Source organism: Pseudomonas sp. 3MAES_34.3B, from assembly GCF_058145875.1.
Genome location: NZ_CM176960.1, coordinates 4,994,001 through 5,010,672 on the forward strand (window position 1 = coordinate 4,994,001; position 16,672 = coordinate 5,010,672).

General features: G+C 61.9%; 12 protein-coding genes. 2 read left to right on the forward strand and 10 right to left on the reverse strand.

The window, feature by feature from the left end:
- The first annotated feature begins 190 nt into the window (after positions 1-190).
- The gene (locus AC3Z8Y_RS22455) at positions 191-1,333 is read left to right on the forward strand and encodes an AGE family epimerase/isomerase (RefSeq protein ID WP_490087627.1); all 1,143 of its coding nucleotides are present in this window, start codon (positions 191-193) and stop codon (positions 1,331-1,333) included.
- Here the strand turns inward: AC3Z8Y_RS22455 and AC3Z8Y_RS22460 are convergent.
- From AC3Z8Y_RS22460 to AC3Z8Y_RS22485, 6 genes are all read right to left on the reverse strand, one after another.
- On the reverse strand, positions 1,293-2,051 hold the full coding sequence (locus AC3Z8Y_RS22460) for an SDR family oxidoreductase (RefSeq protein ID WP_225776042.1): 759 nt from the start codon (positions 2,049-2,051) through the stop codon (positions 1,293-1,295). The genes AC3Z8Y_RS22455 and AC3Z8Y_RS22460 overlap by 41 nt on opposite strands.
- A 501-nt stretch (positions 2,052-2,552) precedes the next feature.
- On the reverse strand, positions 2,553-3,269 hold the full coding sequence (locus tag AC3Z8Y_RS22465) for an ABC transporter ATP-binding protein (protein ID WP_181110820.1): 717 nt from the start codon (positions 3,267-3,269) through the stop codon (positions 2,553-2,555).
- A complete protein-coding gene (locus AC3Z8Y_RS22470) occupies positions 3,266-4,141 on the reverse strand; it encodes an ABC transporter ATP-binding protein (RefSeq protein ID WP_490087628.1) in 876 nt (291 codons plus the stop codon). Before AC3Z8Y_RS22470 ends, AC3Z8Y_RS22465 begins: the two co-directional genes overlap by 4 nt.
- Entirely contained in the window at positions 4,138-5,421 is a 1,284-nt protein-coding gene (livM, locus tag AC3Z8Y_RS22475; RefSeq protein WP_490087629.1) for a high-affinity branched-chain amino acid ABC transporter permease LivM, read from the reverse strand. The genes AC3Z8Y_RS22470 and livM overlap by 4 nt, the downstream gene beginning before the upstream one ends.
- A gap of 2 nt (positions 5,422-5,423) precedes the next feature.
- Entirely contained in the window at positions 5,424-6,338 is a 915-nt protein-coding gene (locus tag AC3Z8Y_RS22480; RefSeq protein WP_181111275.1) for an ABC transporter permease subunit, read from the reverse strand.
- Positions 6,339-6,482: 144 nt separating this feature from the next.
- A complete protein-coding gene (locus tag AC3Z8Y_RS22485) occupies positions 6,483-7,619 on the reverse strand; it encodes a branched-chain amino acid ABC transporter substrate-binding protein (RefSeq protein WP_490087630.1) in 1,137 nt (378 codons plus the stop codon).
- A gap of 467 nt (positions 7,620-8,086) precedes the next feature.
- Between AC3Z8Y_RS22485 and pncB the strand changes: the two genes are divergently transcribed.
- On the forward strand, positions 8,087-9,283 hold the full coding sequence (gene pncB, locus AC3Z8Y_RS22490; RefSeq protein ID WP_225776038.1) for a nicotinate phosphoribosyltransferase: 1,197 nt from the start codon (positions 8,087-8,089) through the stop codon (positions 9,281-9,283).
- Positions 9,284-9,303: 20 nt separating this feature from the next.
- On the opposite strand, the gene azu is transcribed toward pncB, so the two are convergent.
- The 4 genes from azu to AC3Z8Y_RS22510 all read right to left on the reverse strand — a co-directional run bounded on the left by azu (position 9,304) and on the right by AC3Z8Y_RS22510 (position 16,660).
- Positions 9,304-9,753, reverse strand: a complete 450-nt coding sequence (gene azu, locus AC3Z8Y_RS22495) for an azurin (RefSeq protein WP_490087631.1) — start codon at positions 9,751-9,753, stop codon at positions 9,304-9,306.
- Positions 9,754-9,961: 208 nt separating this feature from the next.
- The gene (locus tag AC3Z8Y_RS22500; RefSeq protein WP_490087632.1) at positions 9,962-10,873 is read right to left on the reverse strand and encodes a transglutaminase family protein; all 912 of its coding nucleotides are present in this window, start codon (positions 10,871-10,873) and stop codon (positions 9,962-9,964) included.
- Positions 10,870-13,356: a circularly permuted type 2 ATP-grasp protein gene (locus AC3Z8Y_RS22505; protein WP_490087633.1), complete on the reverse strand. Its 2,487-nt coding sequence runs from the start codon at positions 13,354-13,356 to the stop codon at positions 10,870-10,872. Before AC3Z8Y_RS22505 ends, AC3Z8Y_RS22500 begins: the two co-directional genes overlap by 4 nt.
- Positions 13,357-13,387: 31 nt before the next feature.
- Positions 13,388-16,660, reverse strand: a complete 3,273-nt coding sequence (locus AC3Z8Y_RS22510) for a transglutaminase family protein (RefSeq protein ID WP_490087634.1) — start codon at positions 16,658-16,660, stop codon at positions 13,388-13,390.
- Between the last annotated feature and the right edge of the window lie 12 nt (positions 16,661-16,672).

The window sequence follows — 16,672 nt, forward strand, 5'->3', positions numbered from 1 at the left end:
CTGTGGGACCGGTTGGCGCCGCAGGCCGAAACCGGGAACGGATACCTGGCGTAGCAGCGGGCACCAGTTCGGGGGCTAACGCCCCCTCCTGCAATGCCTCTGTCGAACCACCGATTTGGCCGGCCCTGGCAGGAACTCGAATCAGGTTTTCTGCTAGAGTGGCGCCCATTTGCCGCCCATGAAGCCGTCCATGCCTGCCTCCTTCGTGAACACCCCGCTTGCAGAAACCTACGCCACGGTGTGGGCGCATTTCCTCGACACCATTGTGCCACTATGGGAAGGCCCAGGCTGGAACAGCGCCCTTGAGCTGCCTTACGAAGCACTGAGCGAGGGCCATCAGCCACTCCCGCCGCAGCGCTACCGCGCGATGGCCTGCGCCCGGCAGCTGTTCGTGTTCACGTCACTGGGAGATCGCCCCGGCGCGCGGGAACGGGCGGCCAGGTTATTTGCTTCGCTCAACCGGCACTTCGCCGACCCGGTAAACGGTGGCTGGTACTACAGCGTCGATCCCCAGGGCGCGCCGCTGGATACCCGCAAAGACCTCTATACCCATGCCTTCATCGTTTTTGCCTGTGCCCACTACCTTCGCCAGGCGCCCGATGCCGAAACCTGCCTGGACCAGGCACTGGCGGCGGTGCAACGCTTTGCTACCAACAATGGCCTTTACGAAGCGTGCCTGGATCGAGACTGGAGCGACCTTGGCCAGGGCCCGTTGCAGAACCCGCTGATGCACCTGGCCGAAGCGTTCCTGGCCAGCCTCGACGCGCGGCCGGACGCGCAGACTGCCGCCGCGCTCGACGCGCTCTGTGATGCGATGCATCAGGAATTTTTCGACGCACGTCACGGCGTGTTGTTGGAGAAACCGTGCTCGGCTGTGGATAACTGGTATGAGCCAGGCCATCAGTTCGAGTGGTTCTACTTGCTCGCTTCGTCGCCTCGCCTACACAACCATGCGCTGGCCAAAGACATGGCCGAAGCGCTGGTTCGCTCCGAGCAACAGGGCCTGCAAGAGGGGGCGGTATGCGCGATGCTCACCGCGAGCGGCATGCTGCTCGACGGCACCCGCCGCGTCTGGGCACACGCCGAATACCTACGCGCTCTCAGCCTGTTGCCAGAGCGCGCCGATACCCTCACGGCCGGCCTCCTACAGATGCGCGAACAGTTCATGCGCCCCGAGGGCTGGTTCGAATGCCGTGACGCCAGTGGGGTAGTGAGCCGGCACGACATGCCATCCACCACCCCATACCACCTTTATACGTGCCTGGCGGCGCTGGCAAATGCCATCGGCCTGGTTACTGGCGATGCACCGCAAAGCCCGCCCACGACTGAGTAACCGGCATCACTTCGAGGCGGTTCACGTTGATGTGCGCGGGCTGGGTCAGAATCCAATAGATGGTGTCGGCGATATCCTGAGGCTGGATTGGCTCGGCACCTGCGTAGGTCGCATCGTATCGGGCCTTGTCGCCGCCGAAACGCACCAGTGAAAATTCGCTTTCGCACATGCCCGGCTCCAGGTCGGTTACCCGTACACCGGTGCCTTGCAGATCGCAGCGCAGGTTGAGCGAAAACTGCTTCACGAACGCCTTGGTGCCGCCGTACACATGGCTACCGGGGTAGGGATAGCTGCCTGCCACGGAACCGAGGTTCACGATGCCAGCGCCCTTGCCGTGGGCGATCAGGCGGGGCAGCAGCAGGCGCGTGGTATACAGCAGCCCTTTGATGTTGGTGTCGACCATGGTTTCCCAGTCATCGAGGTCACACTTGGGCGCGGGATCCGCGCCAAGGGCCAGCCCTGCGTTGTTGACCAACGCGGTCAGGGTCGAAAACTGCTCCGGCAGGCCGTTGATAGCGGCTTCCATGGCCTTACGGTCGCGAACGTCCACCACCAGCGGCAATACCTCCACCTTTTCGGACAGCTCCTTGGCCAGCGCCTGAAGGCGGTCTTCACGCCGCCCGGTGATGATCAAGGACCAGCCGGCTTCGGCAAAGCGCCGGGCACAGGCTTCACCGAAACCAGAGGTCGCACCAGTAATAAAAACAGTGGAGGTCATTGCGTTCTCCTGATTGCGCCAGCGTTGGGCTGGTCGGACGGATGAGTTCAGCGCCCAGAATGCCCGGCGCAGAGAGGCGGCACAACGTGCAAAGTGGCGATTTCCCCTGTGTTGTTACCGCTTGGCGGAGAATCTGCGCAACGAATTCGAATATCGGCAGCCCTTGCCGCGCGGCCTCTGGGTATGTATTTCCAAGGGTTTCCCACAGAGTTATCCACAGGGTCCTTAGCGATCTGGACAACGGCTGTCAAGGCTTGACATTTAGTGTCACGCCGATTGCCCGAAGCGCTGTTCAAAAAACAACCACCGCGCTGGAAGCCACGGTTTCCGTGGCGCATAGCGTTGTGCCACCAAGTTATTCACAGGCTGGTCCACGGGAGTTGTGGGCTAATAACGATTGGGGATAAGCAAACATCAAATGCGACTTCAGGTCACATTCCACAGCCGGTTCAAAAATGTTTTCCACATTTCCGACCGGCCGTGAAAGGTTGCGCGATTGTTTCAATGGCCGCCCAGATAGGCGTTGCGGACGTCATCATTGGCCAGCAATTCCTTGCCGGTGCCGGTCATGCGAATCTGCCCGTTGACCATCACATAGGCGCGGTCGGATAACTTCAGCGCATGGTTGGCATTCTGCTCCACCAGGAAGATGGTCATCCCCGACTGCGCCAGTTCTCGCAGGGTCGCGAAAATCTGCTTCACCACGATCGGCGCCAGGCCCAGCGACGGCTCGTCCAGCAATAACAGCTTGGGCCGGCTCATCAGGGCTCGTGCAATGGCCAGCATCTGCTGCTCGCCGCCTGACATGGTCATTGCCCGCTGGTTGCGGCGTTCCTTCAGGCGTGGGAACAGGTCGAACATCCGCTGCATGTCTTCGCCAGCGTATTTGTCGCCGATGGGGATGGTCCCCATCATCAGGTTTTCTTCCACGGACATGTCCGGGAATACCCGCCGCCCCTCCGGTGACTGCGCAATGCCGTTGGACGCGATGTAGTGAGACGACTTCTGGCTGATGTCCGTGCCCTGGTAGAAGATCTGCCCGCTGGCGACTCTGGGCTGGCCGAAAATGGACATCAGCAAGGTCGACTTTCCTGCCCCGTTGGAACCGATCAGGCTGACCGTTTCACCCGGGTCGATGTGCAGGGAAACCTGCTTCAACGCCTGGATCGGCCCGTAATACACATCAATGGCTTTCAGCTCGAGGATGGGCGCGGTCATACCAGTTCCTCTTCGTCAGCGCCCAGGTAGGCCGCGATCACTTTGGGGTCGTTGCGGATCTGCTCGGGCTTGCCAGTGGCGATCACGTTGCCGTGGTCCAGCACTACGATTTCATCGGAAATGCTCATCACCATGCCCATGTCATGCTCGATCAGCACCACGGTCATGTCGTGGTGGTCCCGCAGGTGGCGAATCATGCCACTCAGCGCTTCGGTTTCCTGAGGGTTGAGGCCTGCGGCCGGCTCGTCCAGGCAAATCACCTGAGGCCGGGTACACATGGCCCGGGCAATTTCCAGCCGGCGCTGCTGGCCATAGGAAAGCTCACCGGCCAGGCGATTCGCGCAATCCACCAGGTCAACCACTTCAAGCCAGTAGAAGGCCGTTTCCAGCGCCCGCTCCTCTGCCTTGCGGTAACCGGGGGTATTCAGAATGCCGGCAAGCATGTTGCGGTTGACCCACATGTGCTGGGCCACCAACAGGTTTTCCACCACGGACATTTCCTTGAACAGCCGAATGTTCTGGAAAGTACGTGCCAGCCCTGCGCGGTTCACCAGATGGGTACCGCCAAACATCTTGTAGTAAAGCCGGCTGAAAAAGCGGTTCGGCGCCACGAAGTCGGTGGCCTTGAACGGCTCGCCCAGCAGCTTGATCACTTCCACGCTACCGGTGCGCGCATTGAGTTGAATGCGCCCTCCAGTGGCCTTGTAGAAGCCCGTGAGGCAGTTGAATACCGTGGTTTTGCCAGCACCGTTGGGGCCGATCAAGGCGAAAATCGAGTTGCGCTTTACCTGTAGGTTCACGTCACTCAGCGCCTTGATACCGCCGAACTGCATCATCAGGTGTTCAACGGACAGAATGATATCGTCGCTCATGGCGCCACTCCTTTACGCGGCACTACCCCGGTGCGGCTGATGCGAATAAGCCCGCGCGGTCGCCAGATCATCATCAACACCATCAGAATGCCAAACAGCAGCACCCGGTACTCGGCGAAGCTTCGCAGCAGTTCCGGCGCGACCGTAAGCACGAACGCGGCGATCACCACGCCGACCGTGGAGCCCATCCCGCCGAGCACAACGATGGCGAGGATCAAGGCCGACTCGAAGAAGGTAAACGAGGCCGGGTTTACAAAGCCCTGGTAGCTGGCGAAGAACACACCGGCCAGGCCCGCAGTCGACGCCCCAAGGGTGAACGCAGACAGCTTGACCAATACATGGTTGAGGCCCATGGCGCGGCAGGCAATTTCGTCCTCGCGCAGCGCTTCCCATGCACGGCCCACTGGCATGCGGGTAAGGCGGTGCTTGATGTACAGAACCGCCATCACCACCAGGAACAGCACGGCGTAGATGAACAGGAACTTGAGATCCGGGTTGTATTCGAACCCGAAGTATTCATGGATCGGTATGCCGCCATCCTTTGCCCGCCGGCCGAACTCGAGGCCGAAGATGGTTGGCGAAGGTACGGGCACGCCATTAGGCCCCCCGGTGAAGTCGAGCCAGTTGTTCAACACCAGGCGGATAATCTCACCGAAGCCCAGGGTCACGATGGCCAGGTAGTCCCCGTGCATTCGCAGTACCGGGAAGCCCAGAATGCACCCCGCCAACGCTGCGGCGATGGCCGCCAGCGGCAGTGCCGACCAGAAGCCCAGCCCCAGGTATTGATAGCCGAGCGCCAGGCCATAGGCACCGATGGCGTAGAACGCCACGTAGCCCAGGTCCAGCAGGCCCGCCAGCCCTACCACGATGTTCAGGCCCAGCCCAAGCAGTACGTAGATCAAGCCCAGGATTACCACGGTGAGCATGTACTTGTTCGCGAACACCGGGAACACCAGGGCAATCACGATCAGCAGTGGAATGATCCAGCGCAGCCGGGATTTGTAGTCTGGCGCCAGCACATGCACGCCACCACCGCTGCCCTCGAACCCTTGGAGGATGCTCACGCCCTTGGGCGTTTGCAGGAACAGGCTGAGCAGGAAGCGCCCGGCCATTACCACAGCGACCAGCACGGCGGTGCGAGCCGGTTGCAGGTTGAAACCATAGCCATCGAGCACGATACCCACGATGGGGCCGAATACGATCAGCGCCAGCAGGCCGGCAACGATTGCATCGATAAGGCTTTTCTTGAGATTGACAGGTTTATTGATCGCAGAAGACATGGTCACACCTTCGCCACAAGTGGGCGACCCAGCAGGCCTTGGGGACGGAAGATCAGGATCAGCACCAGCAGGCCGAAGCTGAACACGTCTTTGTAATCCGAGTTCACGAGCCCGGAGAATTGCGACTCGGCCACGCCGAGGATCAGCCCACCCAGCATGGCGCCCGGCAACGAGCCGATACCGCCCAATACCGCCGCGGTGAATGCCTTGATCCCGATAATGAAGCCGGCATAGAAGTCGAAGGTGCCGTAGTTCATGGTTACCAACACACCGGCCAGCGCGGCCATGGCTGCACCGATGATGAATACATAGGAAATCACCCGGTCGGTGTTGATGCCCAGGATAGAGGCCATCTTGCGGTCTTGCTGCGTGGCCCGGCACATCCGGCCCAGCTTGGTGTACTTGATGATATAGGTGAGCACCGCCATGCCGACGAACGCGGCCACGATGATGAACGCCTTGGTGTAGCTCAGCTGCACGAAGCCACTGCCTATGTGGAAGCGCCAGCCGCCTTCGAGCAAGGTGGGTACGCCTTGCTGGCGCGAGCCTTGGCTGATCTGAACGTAGTTCTGCAGGATCAGCGAAATACCGATGGCGCTGATCAAAGGCGCAAGGCGCGTGGAGTTACGCAGCGGCTTGTAGGCCACTCGCTCGATCACGAACCCGTACACGCCGGTCACCACGATGGTAAAGATCAGCGTGCCGAGAATCAGAAATGGGAAAGAATCGATGCCGAAGAGGGACAGTACCGCCAGGCCGATAGCGGAGAGGTAGCAGCTGACCATGTACACGTCGCCATGGGCGAAGTTGATCATGCCGATGATGCCGTAAACCATCGTATAACCGATGGCAATCAGCCCGTAAACCGACCCCAGGGTCAGCCCGTTGACCATTTGCTGCAGGAAAATACCGTCCATCATGCACTCTCGTGAACGTATTGGGGCGCCAGGCACTCACGCTTCGGCACAGGCCGAAACGCGCGTGCCTGCAATGTTGCGCAGGCAAGTTGGAAGTGCAGCCAGAGCGGGCGGGCCATTGCCCTGCTCGCCCTGGCGCGGGGCTTATTTTTGTTTTTCGAGTTGCTTGTACTTGCCGTCCGGGCCCCACTGGTACACGACGTAGTCGGAGACTTTAAGGTCGCCCTTGCTGTCCCAGGTTTTCTCGCCCATTACGGTCTTGACGGAGTGCCCCTTGAGCCATTCGGCGGCTTTCTCACCATTGTTTGCCTTGGCGCCGTTCAGGCCGGCAGCGATGGCCTGGAGCGAAGCGTAGGCATACAGGGTGTAGCCTTCAGGCTCGTAGCCACTCTTGCGGAACTGCTCTACAACAGCCTTGGAATCCGGCAGCAGGCGTGGGTCCGCGCCGAAGGTCATGTACACGCCATCAACGTATTGTGCGCCGCCTGCGGTGGTTACCAATTCGTCGGTCACGATGCCGTCGTCGGACACGAACTTCACGTCCTTGAGGCCCTGCTCGCGCAGTTGGCGAACCAGCGGGCCGGCTTCCGGGTGCAGGCCGCCGAAGAACACCACGTCGGCGCCGGTACCGCGAATTTTGGTGACCAGGGCACTGAAGTCTTTCTCGCCGCGGGTCAGGCCTTCTTCCAGCACGGGCGTTACGCCGCGCTTCTTCAGCTGGGCGGAGGTCGCATCAGCCAGGCCCTTGCCATAGGTGTCCTTGTCGTTGATCACCGCGACTTTCTTGGCCTTGAGCATGTCGACGATGTAATCGCCGGCAACGATGCCTTGCTGGTCGTCACGGCCGCACATCCGCAGCATGGTTTTAAGCCCGCGCTCGGTGACCGCCGGGTTGGTAGAGCCGGGGGTGATCGCGATAACGCCGGCTTCGTCATACACTTCCGACGCCGGAATGGTGTTGGACGAGCAGAAGTGCCCTACAACGCCTACCACTTTGTCCTGGTCCACCAGCCGGTTGGCAACGGCTACGGCTTGCTTGGGTTCGCACGCATCATCGCCCGCTACCAGTACGATCTTTTCCCCGTTAACGCCCCCCGCGGCGTTGACGGCATCGGCTGCGGCCTGCGCACCCTTCATGTACTGCTCACCGAACGAAGCGTTGGCACCCGTCATGGGACCAGCGACGCCGATTTTCACGTCCGCCTGTGCATACGACGCAACGCCCACCGCGGTAGCGACCGCCAGGGCCAGAAAGCCTTTCTTGTAAAACGTCTGCGACATGAGGTGATGCTCCTGAACGTTTTTTTGGTTGGCACAACAGCTTCAGCGTCATGCTCTGAGCAAGCGGCGTGCCATCAATTTTTACATGCGCGTAAAGTCGTAGCCCGAGGTTTCAAGCGCGGCCGTTGCAGGTCGATCAAACGGGACGTGCAACCGTCTAACACGAAGATAGTGACACCTCGTTACAATAAAGGAGCAACCTGGCGCGAGCGCAGAGAGCAACCATGACCGGCAAGTCAGCGCAACCGAGACGTAACAACAAGCGTAACGGAACTGCACAACCTCGGTGCGCGCTCGCTACATCGCGCACCATCGCAGCCAGGTTCTTGCACCGTTGCAGGCAGCTTGCCGCGCGCAATGTTCACGAATTTTCCGTCGCTGCGCCGAGAAGTGGCACGCTTGCCCTGGACCTTATACTTTTCATCCGATCCGTTGTCTGAAGCGTGTTGGCCAACCCGGAGCCTTTGATGATCGATTCACCCTTCCGCCCTCGTGTGATCCACTCACTGCTGGACACGGACCTGTACAAGCTGTCCATGATGCAGGCGGTGCTGCATAACTACCCCAACACGGATGTGGAGTGGGAATTCCGCTGCCGCAATGGTGAAGACCTGCGCCCTTACCTGGATGAGCTGCGGTGGGAACTGGAGCGCCTGTGCGAACTGAGCCTGGCCGATGAGGAAGCTGCCTTCCTGGAAAACATCAGCTTTATGAAGCCTGATTTTCTGCGCTTTCTGGGGTTGTTCCGGTTCAACCTGCGGTATGTGCAGCTGGGCATCGAGCACGATGAGCTCTACATCCGCCTGCGCGGGCCATGGTTGCATGTGATTCTGTTCGAGGTGCCATTGCTGGCGATGGTGAGCGAGGTTCGCAACCGCACGCTCCATCCGGGCGTCACGCTGCAGAAAGCCCGGGATCAGCTGTACCGCAAATTCGACTGGCTGGTCGCCAACGCGACGGTGGACGAACTGGCAGGCCTGCAAGTAGCGGATTTCGGCACCCGGCGCCGATTTTCCTTCGGCGTCCAGGATGAAGTAGTGCGCCTGCTCAAAGCGGAATTCCCGGCACGCTTCGTGGGCACCAGTAACGTGTACCTGGCGCGTAAATATGACCTCAAGCCCTTGGGCACCATGGCGCATGAATGGGTAATGGCGCACCAGCAACTTGGCCCCCGGCTGATCGACAGCCAGATCGCCGCGCTGGACTGCTGGGTGAGGGAATACCGCGGCCTGCTAGGCATCGCGCTTACAGACACCATCACCATGGATGCTTTCCTGCGCGATTTCGACCTGTACTTCGCCAAGCTGTTCGACGGCTTGCGCCATGACTCGGGGGACCCGCTGCTCTGGGCCGAGAAGGCCATCACCCACTACCGCAAGCTGGGCATCGACCCGATGACCAAAACCCTGGTGTTCTCCGATGGCCTGGACCTGCCGCGGGCCTTGAACCTCTACAGGGCGTTACGTGGGCGCATCAACGTGAGCTTTGGTATCGGCACCAACCTCACGTGCGATATCGACGGGGTGGCGCCCATGAGCATGGTGCTAAAGATGACCAGCTGCAATGGCCAGCCCGTGGCGAAGATCTCCGACGAAGCGGCCAAGACCCAATGCCGCGACCCGAATTTCGTGTCCTACCTGCGGCATGTGTTCAAGGTGATGTAACACCGGGGGGTTGGCTGGACCTAGTCCACCAGCTTCAAGGTGCCTTGCATCATCGAGATATGCCCGGGGAAAGTGCAGAAGAAGCTGTACTGGCCGGCGGGGTCCAGGGCAGAGGCATCGAAGGTGATGCTGTCCTGGTCACCCGCGCCGATCATGCGCGTATGCGCGATTACCCGGCTGTCTTCTGGCTGAAGGTAGCCTTCCTCGGCGCCGGCGGACATTCCATCGCTGGCCACGTTGCGCATGTCGGCCGTTTTGCTAAGCACCCAGTTATGCCCCATCACCTGCACCGGCAGCGCGCCGGAGTGGGTAAGCGTCACCTTGAATGCCTTGCAGCTTTTGCTGACGGTGATTTCCTTCTGATCGAAAGTCATCTGATCGGTGGAATCGACCGTTACCTCGCACTGCGCCGCCAAAGCGGGAACGGCGACCAGGCCAAGCAAACCGGCGAAAACGGCTTTGAGCAACATGCATACACTCCCGGGCAGTGGGCCGCTTGTCTATCGGGCCCATGAACACATTCAAAGTGCCCATCTTGCCTGCCAGGCGTAGGCTTCTCAACATCACTTGAGGAGAACCATCATGGGTTTCAACAGCTTCTTCCGTAGCCTGCTTGCCGCATACGCCTGTGGCGCCAGTGGCGCCGAGCCTGAGTACAAGGCAGGCCAGCCGCACTGATCATGCGGTAGGCAGGGTTTCTTCGATGGGCGTGACGGTTACCTGCACCTCAGGGTCGTGGCTACCGCCGCCCAGGATCACCCCACGCAGTGGTGACACATCGGAAAAGTCCCGCCCCCATGCCAGCGTGACGTGGCCCAGCCCCGGGCGTACGTTGTTGGTGGGGTCGAACTCTACCCAGCCATTGGCAGGGCAATACACCGCTACCCAGGCATGGGAGGCGTCCGCGCCGATGAGCCGGGGCTTGCCGGGTGGTGGCTGGGTGAGCAGGTAACCGCTGACATAGCGCGCCGCCAGCCCCCGCGACCGCAAACAGGCAATCATCAAATGAGCGAAGTCCTGGCACACGCCGCGTCGCCGCTCCAGCACTTCCAGCAGCGGGGTCGCTACCCCGGTAGCATTGGCGTCATAGGTAAAGTCGTTGAAGATCTTTCCCATCAGCGCCTGAGCGCCTTCGAGCAGTGGCGTGCTTGCGGGGAAACAGCTGTCAGCAAACGCAACGAAGTGCTTTTTCAGTCGAATGAAAGGTGACTCGAAACGGAAGCGACAGGCCTTCAGCACATCCAGCGGCATTGGCTGGCCGCTGTAGCACAAGCTGTCACGGGCGATTTCCCAGGCAGGCGACAATCGCATGTCGGGCACCCGGCGGGGCAACACTTCCACTTCCAGCCGCGCTTTGACCGTGAGCGCGTCATGGGGCCGCTCAAAGGCGAGGCGGGTAAGCGGGTTGCCGAACACGTCGTATTCGTCGATCCGCTGGGTTGGCAGTGGCGTCACCTCGAGTGACTGATTGCGGCAGAACTGCCAGGCGCAAGGGCGGGGCCACAAATGCGCCAGCTGTTTGGCCAGCGATACCGGGGCGTCGTACGCGTAGTGGGTGTCATGCATCACCCGATAGCAAATGCTTGTCATACCGATACCGTTTGCTGGCTTACGTCGTCCACATGGACGAAATGGCGCAAGGCAAGGCGGTCGGACACCTGGCTGCTGGCATCGCCTACCTCATCGAGCAGATCCGCCAACCCGCCCAGCACCACCCGTACACTGCCTACCCCGAACAGTGAATACTCCAACGCACCCAGATCGAATGCCGTAAGCCGCTCGATCAGTGATGCAAACGAATTATCCCGAGGCGTGCGCAAATCGTCGTGCAGCCGCCGCAGCGACCGAACCACCTGCCTGAGCTGGAATAGCACGGCGTGTGGGTTCTGAGGGTCGAGCAGCAACAGGTCGAGCACAGGGATCAGTTGCGCCTCGGCCAGGTAGCGCGAGCGGTAAGTGATGCTACTGTTCGCCAACTCCAGCAGCCACTCGAGCGCCGAAGGCTCGAATACCTGTTCACTGCGCAGGCTCGCCGCCAGGCTGGTGCACAGAAAGTGCAAACGCTCGAGGCGCCGGCCGATCATCAGGAAACGCCAGCCTTCGTCGCGGGTCATGTCATCCAGCGCAAAGCCGGACAGTGCCGCCAGTGACACCACCAGGCGGTTGAGCAGGTCCAGGGCTTCACCCAAGTCAGCGCCCAGCAGCTCCAGGCGTGCCGACTCCCGTTGCAACTCGACCAGTGCATGCCAGTTTTCACGGGACAGCTTGCCGCGTACCTGCGAGGCTGCCCACTGCAACCGTTGCAGGTTGTTGCGCAGGCTGAACGGCCAATCAGCACCCACCAGCGCCGTGAGCAGCCCGGCTTCCAACTCTCCTTCATCGGGCATCACATTCAGTGCTTGCGCGAGCGCGACCGACGCGTGCAACGCCTGCGCATCGTCGCCTTCCACATGGCGGGTGAGGACGATCCGCAGCAACCGGGCACTGTCGTCGCACCGCTCGGAATAGCGCCCGAACCAGAACAGGTTCTCGACCACACGAGATGGCAAGTAAGGGTCGCGCCGAATCACGTCCTGCACCCCGAGGGCTCGTTGTGCGCGCCACTGTTCGGCGCTGGGGGCCGGCTCGCCCAGTATCCAGGTATCCTTGCTGGCGCCGCCGCGCTGCATGGCAATCACGTCAGCGTCGGCGTGGGCGGCCACCCGGGTCAGCCCACCCGGCAGCACGCGGTAGCCCTCTTCAGCCGCCACCGCATACATGCGCATGCCAACGGCGCGAGGCTGCAGCCCGAGGTTTTCGCCATGCCACACCGGCGCCTGAGACAGCTGCGCGATGGCCTGGCCAACATAGGCATAGGGCCGAGCCTTGATCCGCTCGCTCAGGGCTTCGCGCTGCGCTCCATCGAGCTCCCGCCCGAACACAGGCCCAAAACTCTGCGACGGGAAGGCCGGCTTGAACACCAGCTCGGCCATGTGCTCCAAGGCGTGCGCCATCACCGGGGGCTCCCCGCACCACCAGGTGGCAATGGACGGCAACATCAGCTTCTCGCCAAACAGGTGCTCGTTGATCGCCGGCAAAAACCCAAGCAGCCCCGGGGACTCCAGCACGCCGCTACCCAGCGAATTGGCGACCAGCACCCGGCCTTCGCGCACTGACTGCAACAGCCCCGGCACGCCCAGGGCGGAATCGGTACGCAGCTCGAGCGGGTCGCAGAAGTCGTCATCCAGCCGGCGCAATATGGCGTGCACTCGCCGCAGCCCATTGAGTGTCTTGAGGTACACCGTGGCGTCGCGCACGGTCAGGTCGGTGCCTTCTACCAGCGGATAGCCCAATTGCCGGGCGAGGTAGAGGTGCTCGAAATAACTTTCGTTGAAGCGCCCAGGCGTCAGCACCACCACCAGGGGCGTATCAGTACCCGCAGTGGCAAGCCGCGCGAGGGTTTCCTGCAGTGTCCGGAAGAAGCCCGCCAGATGCCGCGCTTGCAGGTCCCGGTAAAGGTCGGGAAATGCGCGGGATACGATCATCCGGTTTTCCAGCGCATAGCCGGCGCCCGACGGGGCCTGCGTACGGTCTGCAGTTACCCACCAGCGCCCATCGGGGCTGCGGGCCAGATCCACTGCATACAGGTGAAGGAAAATGCCTGCGGGCGGGCGAATACCCTGGCAGGCCCAGAGGTAATTGTTGTGGCCGAACACCAGCTCGGACGGCAGCAAACCCTCCTGCATCAGGGTTTGCGGGCCGTAGATGTCCGCCAGCACCGCGTTGAGCAGGCGCGCCCGCTGAGCGATGCCGGCGGCCAGGTACTGCCATTCGCCCTGCTCGATCAGGTTCGGCAGCAGGTCCAGTTCCCACGGCCGGTCCGCGCCCTTGGGGTCGGCATACACGTTGTAGGTCACACCGTTTTCGTGAATCTGCCGGTTGAGCATGTCTTGCCGCTGGGCCAGCTGCGCGGGGCTGCTGCGTTGCAGGTGATCGAGCAGGCGCCGCCAGTGCGGCCTCACCGCGCCGGCGGGGTCGAGCATCTCGTGATAGCTGCCTGCGGTGCGCAGGTAGTGTTCAAGCAGGTCTGGCATGAAACGCTCGGCTACAGGTAGTGGGCCCGACTCATTGGAAACGGCGCATGTCCAGTGTCATGGGAAACGCTTCGTTAACCTGTACAGGTGGCGCGACCAGCGTTCCGGGAGTGTGGCCGACCCGGAAGAAACGCGCCAGCCGCCGGCTTTCGGCTTCGTTGCCATTGACCGGGAAGGTGTCGTAGTTACGGCCACCCGGGTGCGCCACATGGTATTGGCACCCGCCCAACGAACGCTGCATCCAGGTATCGACCAGATCGAATACCAAGGGCGCATGGGGTGCAATGTTCGGGTGCAATGCATTCGCTGGCTGCCACGCACGGTAGCGCACGCCCGCAACGAACTCCCCGGCCACTCCGGTGGCACGAAGCGGTACCGGCAGGCCATTGCAGGTAAGCACATAACGCCCCGGCGCCATGCCAGTCACTTTCACCTGCATGCGCTCCAAGGATGAGTCCACGTAGCGTACGGTGCCCCCGGCGGCCCCCTCCTCGCCCAGCACGTGCCAAGGCTCCAGGGCCTGGCGCAGTTCCAGCTCGATCCCGGCCACCGCATAGTCGCCCACCTTGGGAAAGCGAAACTCCAGGTGCGGCGCGAACCACTCTGCCTTGAACGGATAGCCCGCCAGCGTGAGCTCATGAAGCACATCGGCAAAGTCCTGAGCCACAAAATGGGGAAGCAGAAAACGGTCATGCAATTCCGTGCCCCAGCGGGTGAGGCGTTGCGGCGCATAGGGCGCTTTCCAGAACCGTGCCACCAGCCCGCGCAACAGTAACTGTTGCGCCAGGCTCATGCGGGCATGGGGCGGCATTTCGAACGCCCGCAATTCGAGCAGGCCAAGACGGCCACTGGCGCTGTCGGGCGAATACAGCTTGTCGATACAAAATTCGGCGCGATGCGTGTTGCCTGTCACGTCGGTCAGCAGGTTGCGCAGCAGGCGGTCTACCCGCCAGGGCGCGACTTCCTCGCCAGGGGCGGGCATCTGCGAGAAGGCGATTTCCAGCTCGTAAAGGGCATCGTTGCGCGCTTCATCCACCCTCGGCGCCTGTGACGTGGGCCCGATGAACAGCCCGGAGAACAGGTACGAAAGCGAGGGGTGATCATTCCAGTAACTCACCAGGCTACGCAGCAGGTCAGGGCGTCGAAGGAAGGGAGAATCTGCAGGCGTGGCCCCGCCGAGCACGAAATGGTTGCCACCGCCGGTGCCGGTATGGCGGCCGTCAATCATGAACTTCTCGCTGGCCAGGTGGGTGTGCCGCGCCTGCTCATAGAGGAACTCGGTACGCTCCACCAGCTCCGCCCAACTCGCCGAGGGCTGAACGTTCACCTCAATAACCCCAGGGTCGGGCGTAATGCGCAGGTTCTGCAGGCGCGGGTCGGCCGGTGGCTCGTAGCCCTCCAGCACCACCGGGCAGCGCAACCCTTCGGCCACGGCCTCAACCACCTCCACCAATTGAAGGTAATCTTCCAGCCGCTCAAGCGGCGGCATGAAGATGTGAAGCCGGCCATCCCTGGGCTCGGCGCACAGGGCGGTACGGGCAATCCAGCCTGCCGACTCTCCGGCTTTCGGAGCGCCGCCTTCGTAACGGCCTTGCACCGAAGCCGCCGGCTGCTGCAGCGCCAGGGGCGAGAAGGCCTGGTTGGGGTCACGGGCGTTGATGAAGGGGTAATCGCTTTCCTCTACCCATGGCAGCGAATTCAGCGGCAGCCGGTAACCCAAGGCCGAGTCGCCGGGCAGCAGGCGGCACTGCTCGTCGCGCAGGTACCAGCGGCTACTGTGCCATCGATCGCCGGCGGCGGTACGCGCCAGCGGCAACACATGGCCTACCACTTGGTCCAGGCCTTGGGTGAAGACCTTGCGCAGGCGCTCACGCTCTAGCTGGTCGGCCAGGCGAGCATCAGCCACGCTCAGGTTTGCCGGCAACGTCCCCTCGCGCCAGAGGTAGTAAAGGCTGTCTTCGTAAGCGGGGAAGACGAAGTCTCCCGGCAAGCCCATGTGCTCGGCCACCTGTACCAGGAAGCGCGCCGCCAGTTCGGTATCGGCGGCGTAGCGCTCCTGCTCATTGGCGATCAGCCGAGGGTTGCGCCAGATCGGCTCGCCGTCTGTGCGCCAGAAGGCATTCAATGACCATCGGGGCAGTTGCTCGCCCGGGTACCACTTCCCCTGGCCAAAGTGCACCAGCCCACCGGTGGCGTAGCGTGCTCGCAAACGTTGATACAGTTCAGTGGCAAGCTTGCGCTTGTTCGGCCCGAGGGCGGCGGTGTTCCATTCGGCGCCGTCGGGGTGGTCCACGGAAACGAACGTGGGTTCGCCGCCCATGGTCAGGCGCACGTCACCCGCCAGCAGATCGGCGTCGATGTGCTCGCCCAGCGCGAGTATGGCCTGCCATTGGTCTTCGCTGTAAGGGCGGGTAACGCGCGGCGCTTCCCAGATCCGGCGCACCGACATGGAATGGGCGAAATCACATTCGCACGGCTCTACCCTGCCGGTGATCGGCGCGGCGGAAGTGGGGTCCGGGCTGCACGCCAGTGGGATATGCCCTTCTCCAGCAAACAGCCCCGAGGTGGCATCCAGGCCGATCCAGCCAGCGCCGGGCAGGTACACCTCGCACCAGGCGTGCAGGTCGGTGAAATCCACGTCGGTGCCAGCTGGCCCGTCCAACGCTTTCACGTCAGCGGTGAGCTGAATCAGGTAGCCCGACACGAAGCGCGCCGCCAGCCCGAGGTTACGCAGCACCTGCACCAGCAGCCAGGCGGAATCCCTGCAGGAACCGCATTCCAGTTCCAGGGTTTGCTCGGGCGTCTGCACCCCTGGCTCCATGCGGATGAGGTAGCGCACGTCCTGGCTGATGCGTTGATTGAGCGCGACCAGAAAATCCACGGTCGGCGTCGGTTCGCGCTCGATACTTTCCACATAAGCGGCGAACCGGGGCGACAGCGGCAGTTTTTCCAGATAGGGCGCCAGCTCATGGCGCTCATCCGGTGCATAACTGAAGGGAACGGCGTCGGCATAGGGCTCAAGGAAAAAATCAAACGGGTTGAACACCGCCATTTCGGCGACAAGGTCCACCTCGATCCTGAACCGCTCGGTTTTCTCCGGGAACACCAGCCGCGCCAGGTAATTGCCTTGGGGGTCCTGCTGCCAGTTGATGAAATGGCCTTCGGGCAGAACCTTCAACGAATAGGAAAGAACGCGTGTTCGGCTATGCGGTGCCGGGCGCAGCCGGACTATCTGCGGCCCAAGCTCCACCGCCCGGTCGTAGCGATAGTCGGTAATGTGGTTTAACGCGACATGTATCGACACAGCGTGCCTCCT

Bases quoted from the DNA above. Each gene is read 5' to 3' on its own strand.
- AC3Z8Y_RS22455 (WP_490087627.1), top strand. From the start codon at position 191: ATGCCTGCCTCCTTCGTGAACACCCCGCTTGCAGAAACCTACGCCACG.
- AC3Z8Y_RS22465 (WP_181110820.1), bottom strand. From the start codon at position 3,269: ATGACCGCGCCCATCCTCGAGCTGAAAGCCATTGATGTGTATTACGGG.
- AC3Z8Y_RS22505 (WP_490087633.1), bottom strand. From the start codon at position 13,356: ATGCCAGACCTGCTTGAACACTACCTGCGCACCGCAGGCAGCTATCAC.
- livM (WP_490087629.1), bottom strand. From the start codon at position 5,421: ATGTCTTCTGCGATCAATAAACCTGTCAATCTCAAGAAAAGCCTTATC.
- AC3Z8Y_RS22480 (WP_181111275.1), bottom strand. From the start codon at position 6,338: ATGGACGGTATTTTCCTGCAGCAAATGGTCAACGGGCTGACCCTGGGG.
- AC3Z8Y_RS22485 (WP_490087630.1), bottom strand. From the start codon at position 7,619: ATGTCGCAGACGTTTTACAAGAAAGGCTTTCTGGCCCTGGCGGTCGCT.
- pncB (WP_225776038.1), top strand. From the start codon at position 8,087: ATGATCGATTCACCCTTCCGCCCTCGTGTGATCCACTCACTGCTGGAC.
- azu (WP_490087631.1), bottom strand. From the start codon at position 9,753: ATGTTGCTCAAAGCCGTTTTCGCCGGTTTGCTTGGCCTGGTCGCCGTT.
- AC3Z8Y_RS22500 (WP_490087632.1), bottom strand. From the start codon at position 10,873: ATGACAAGCATTTGCTATCGGGTGATGCATGACACCCACTACGCGTAC.
- AC3Z8Y_RS22470 (WP_490087628.1), bottom strand. From the start codon at position 4,141: ATGAGCGACGATATCATTCTGTCCGTTGAACACCTGATGATGCAGTTC.
- AC3Z8Y_RS22460 (WP_225776042.1), bottom strand. From the start codon at position 2,051: ATGACCTCCACTGTTTTTATTACTGGTGCGACCTCTGGTTTCGGTGAA.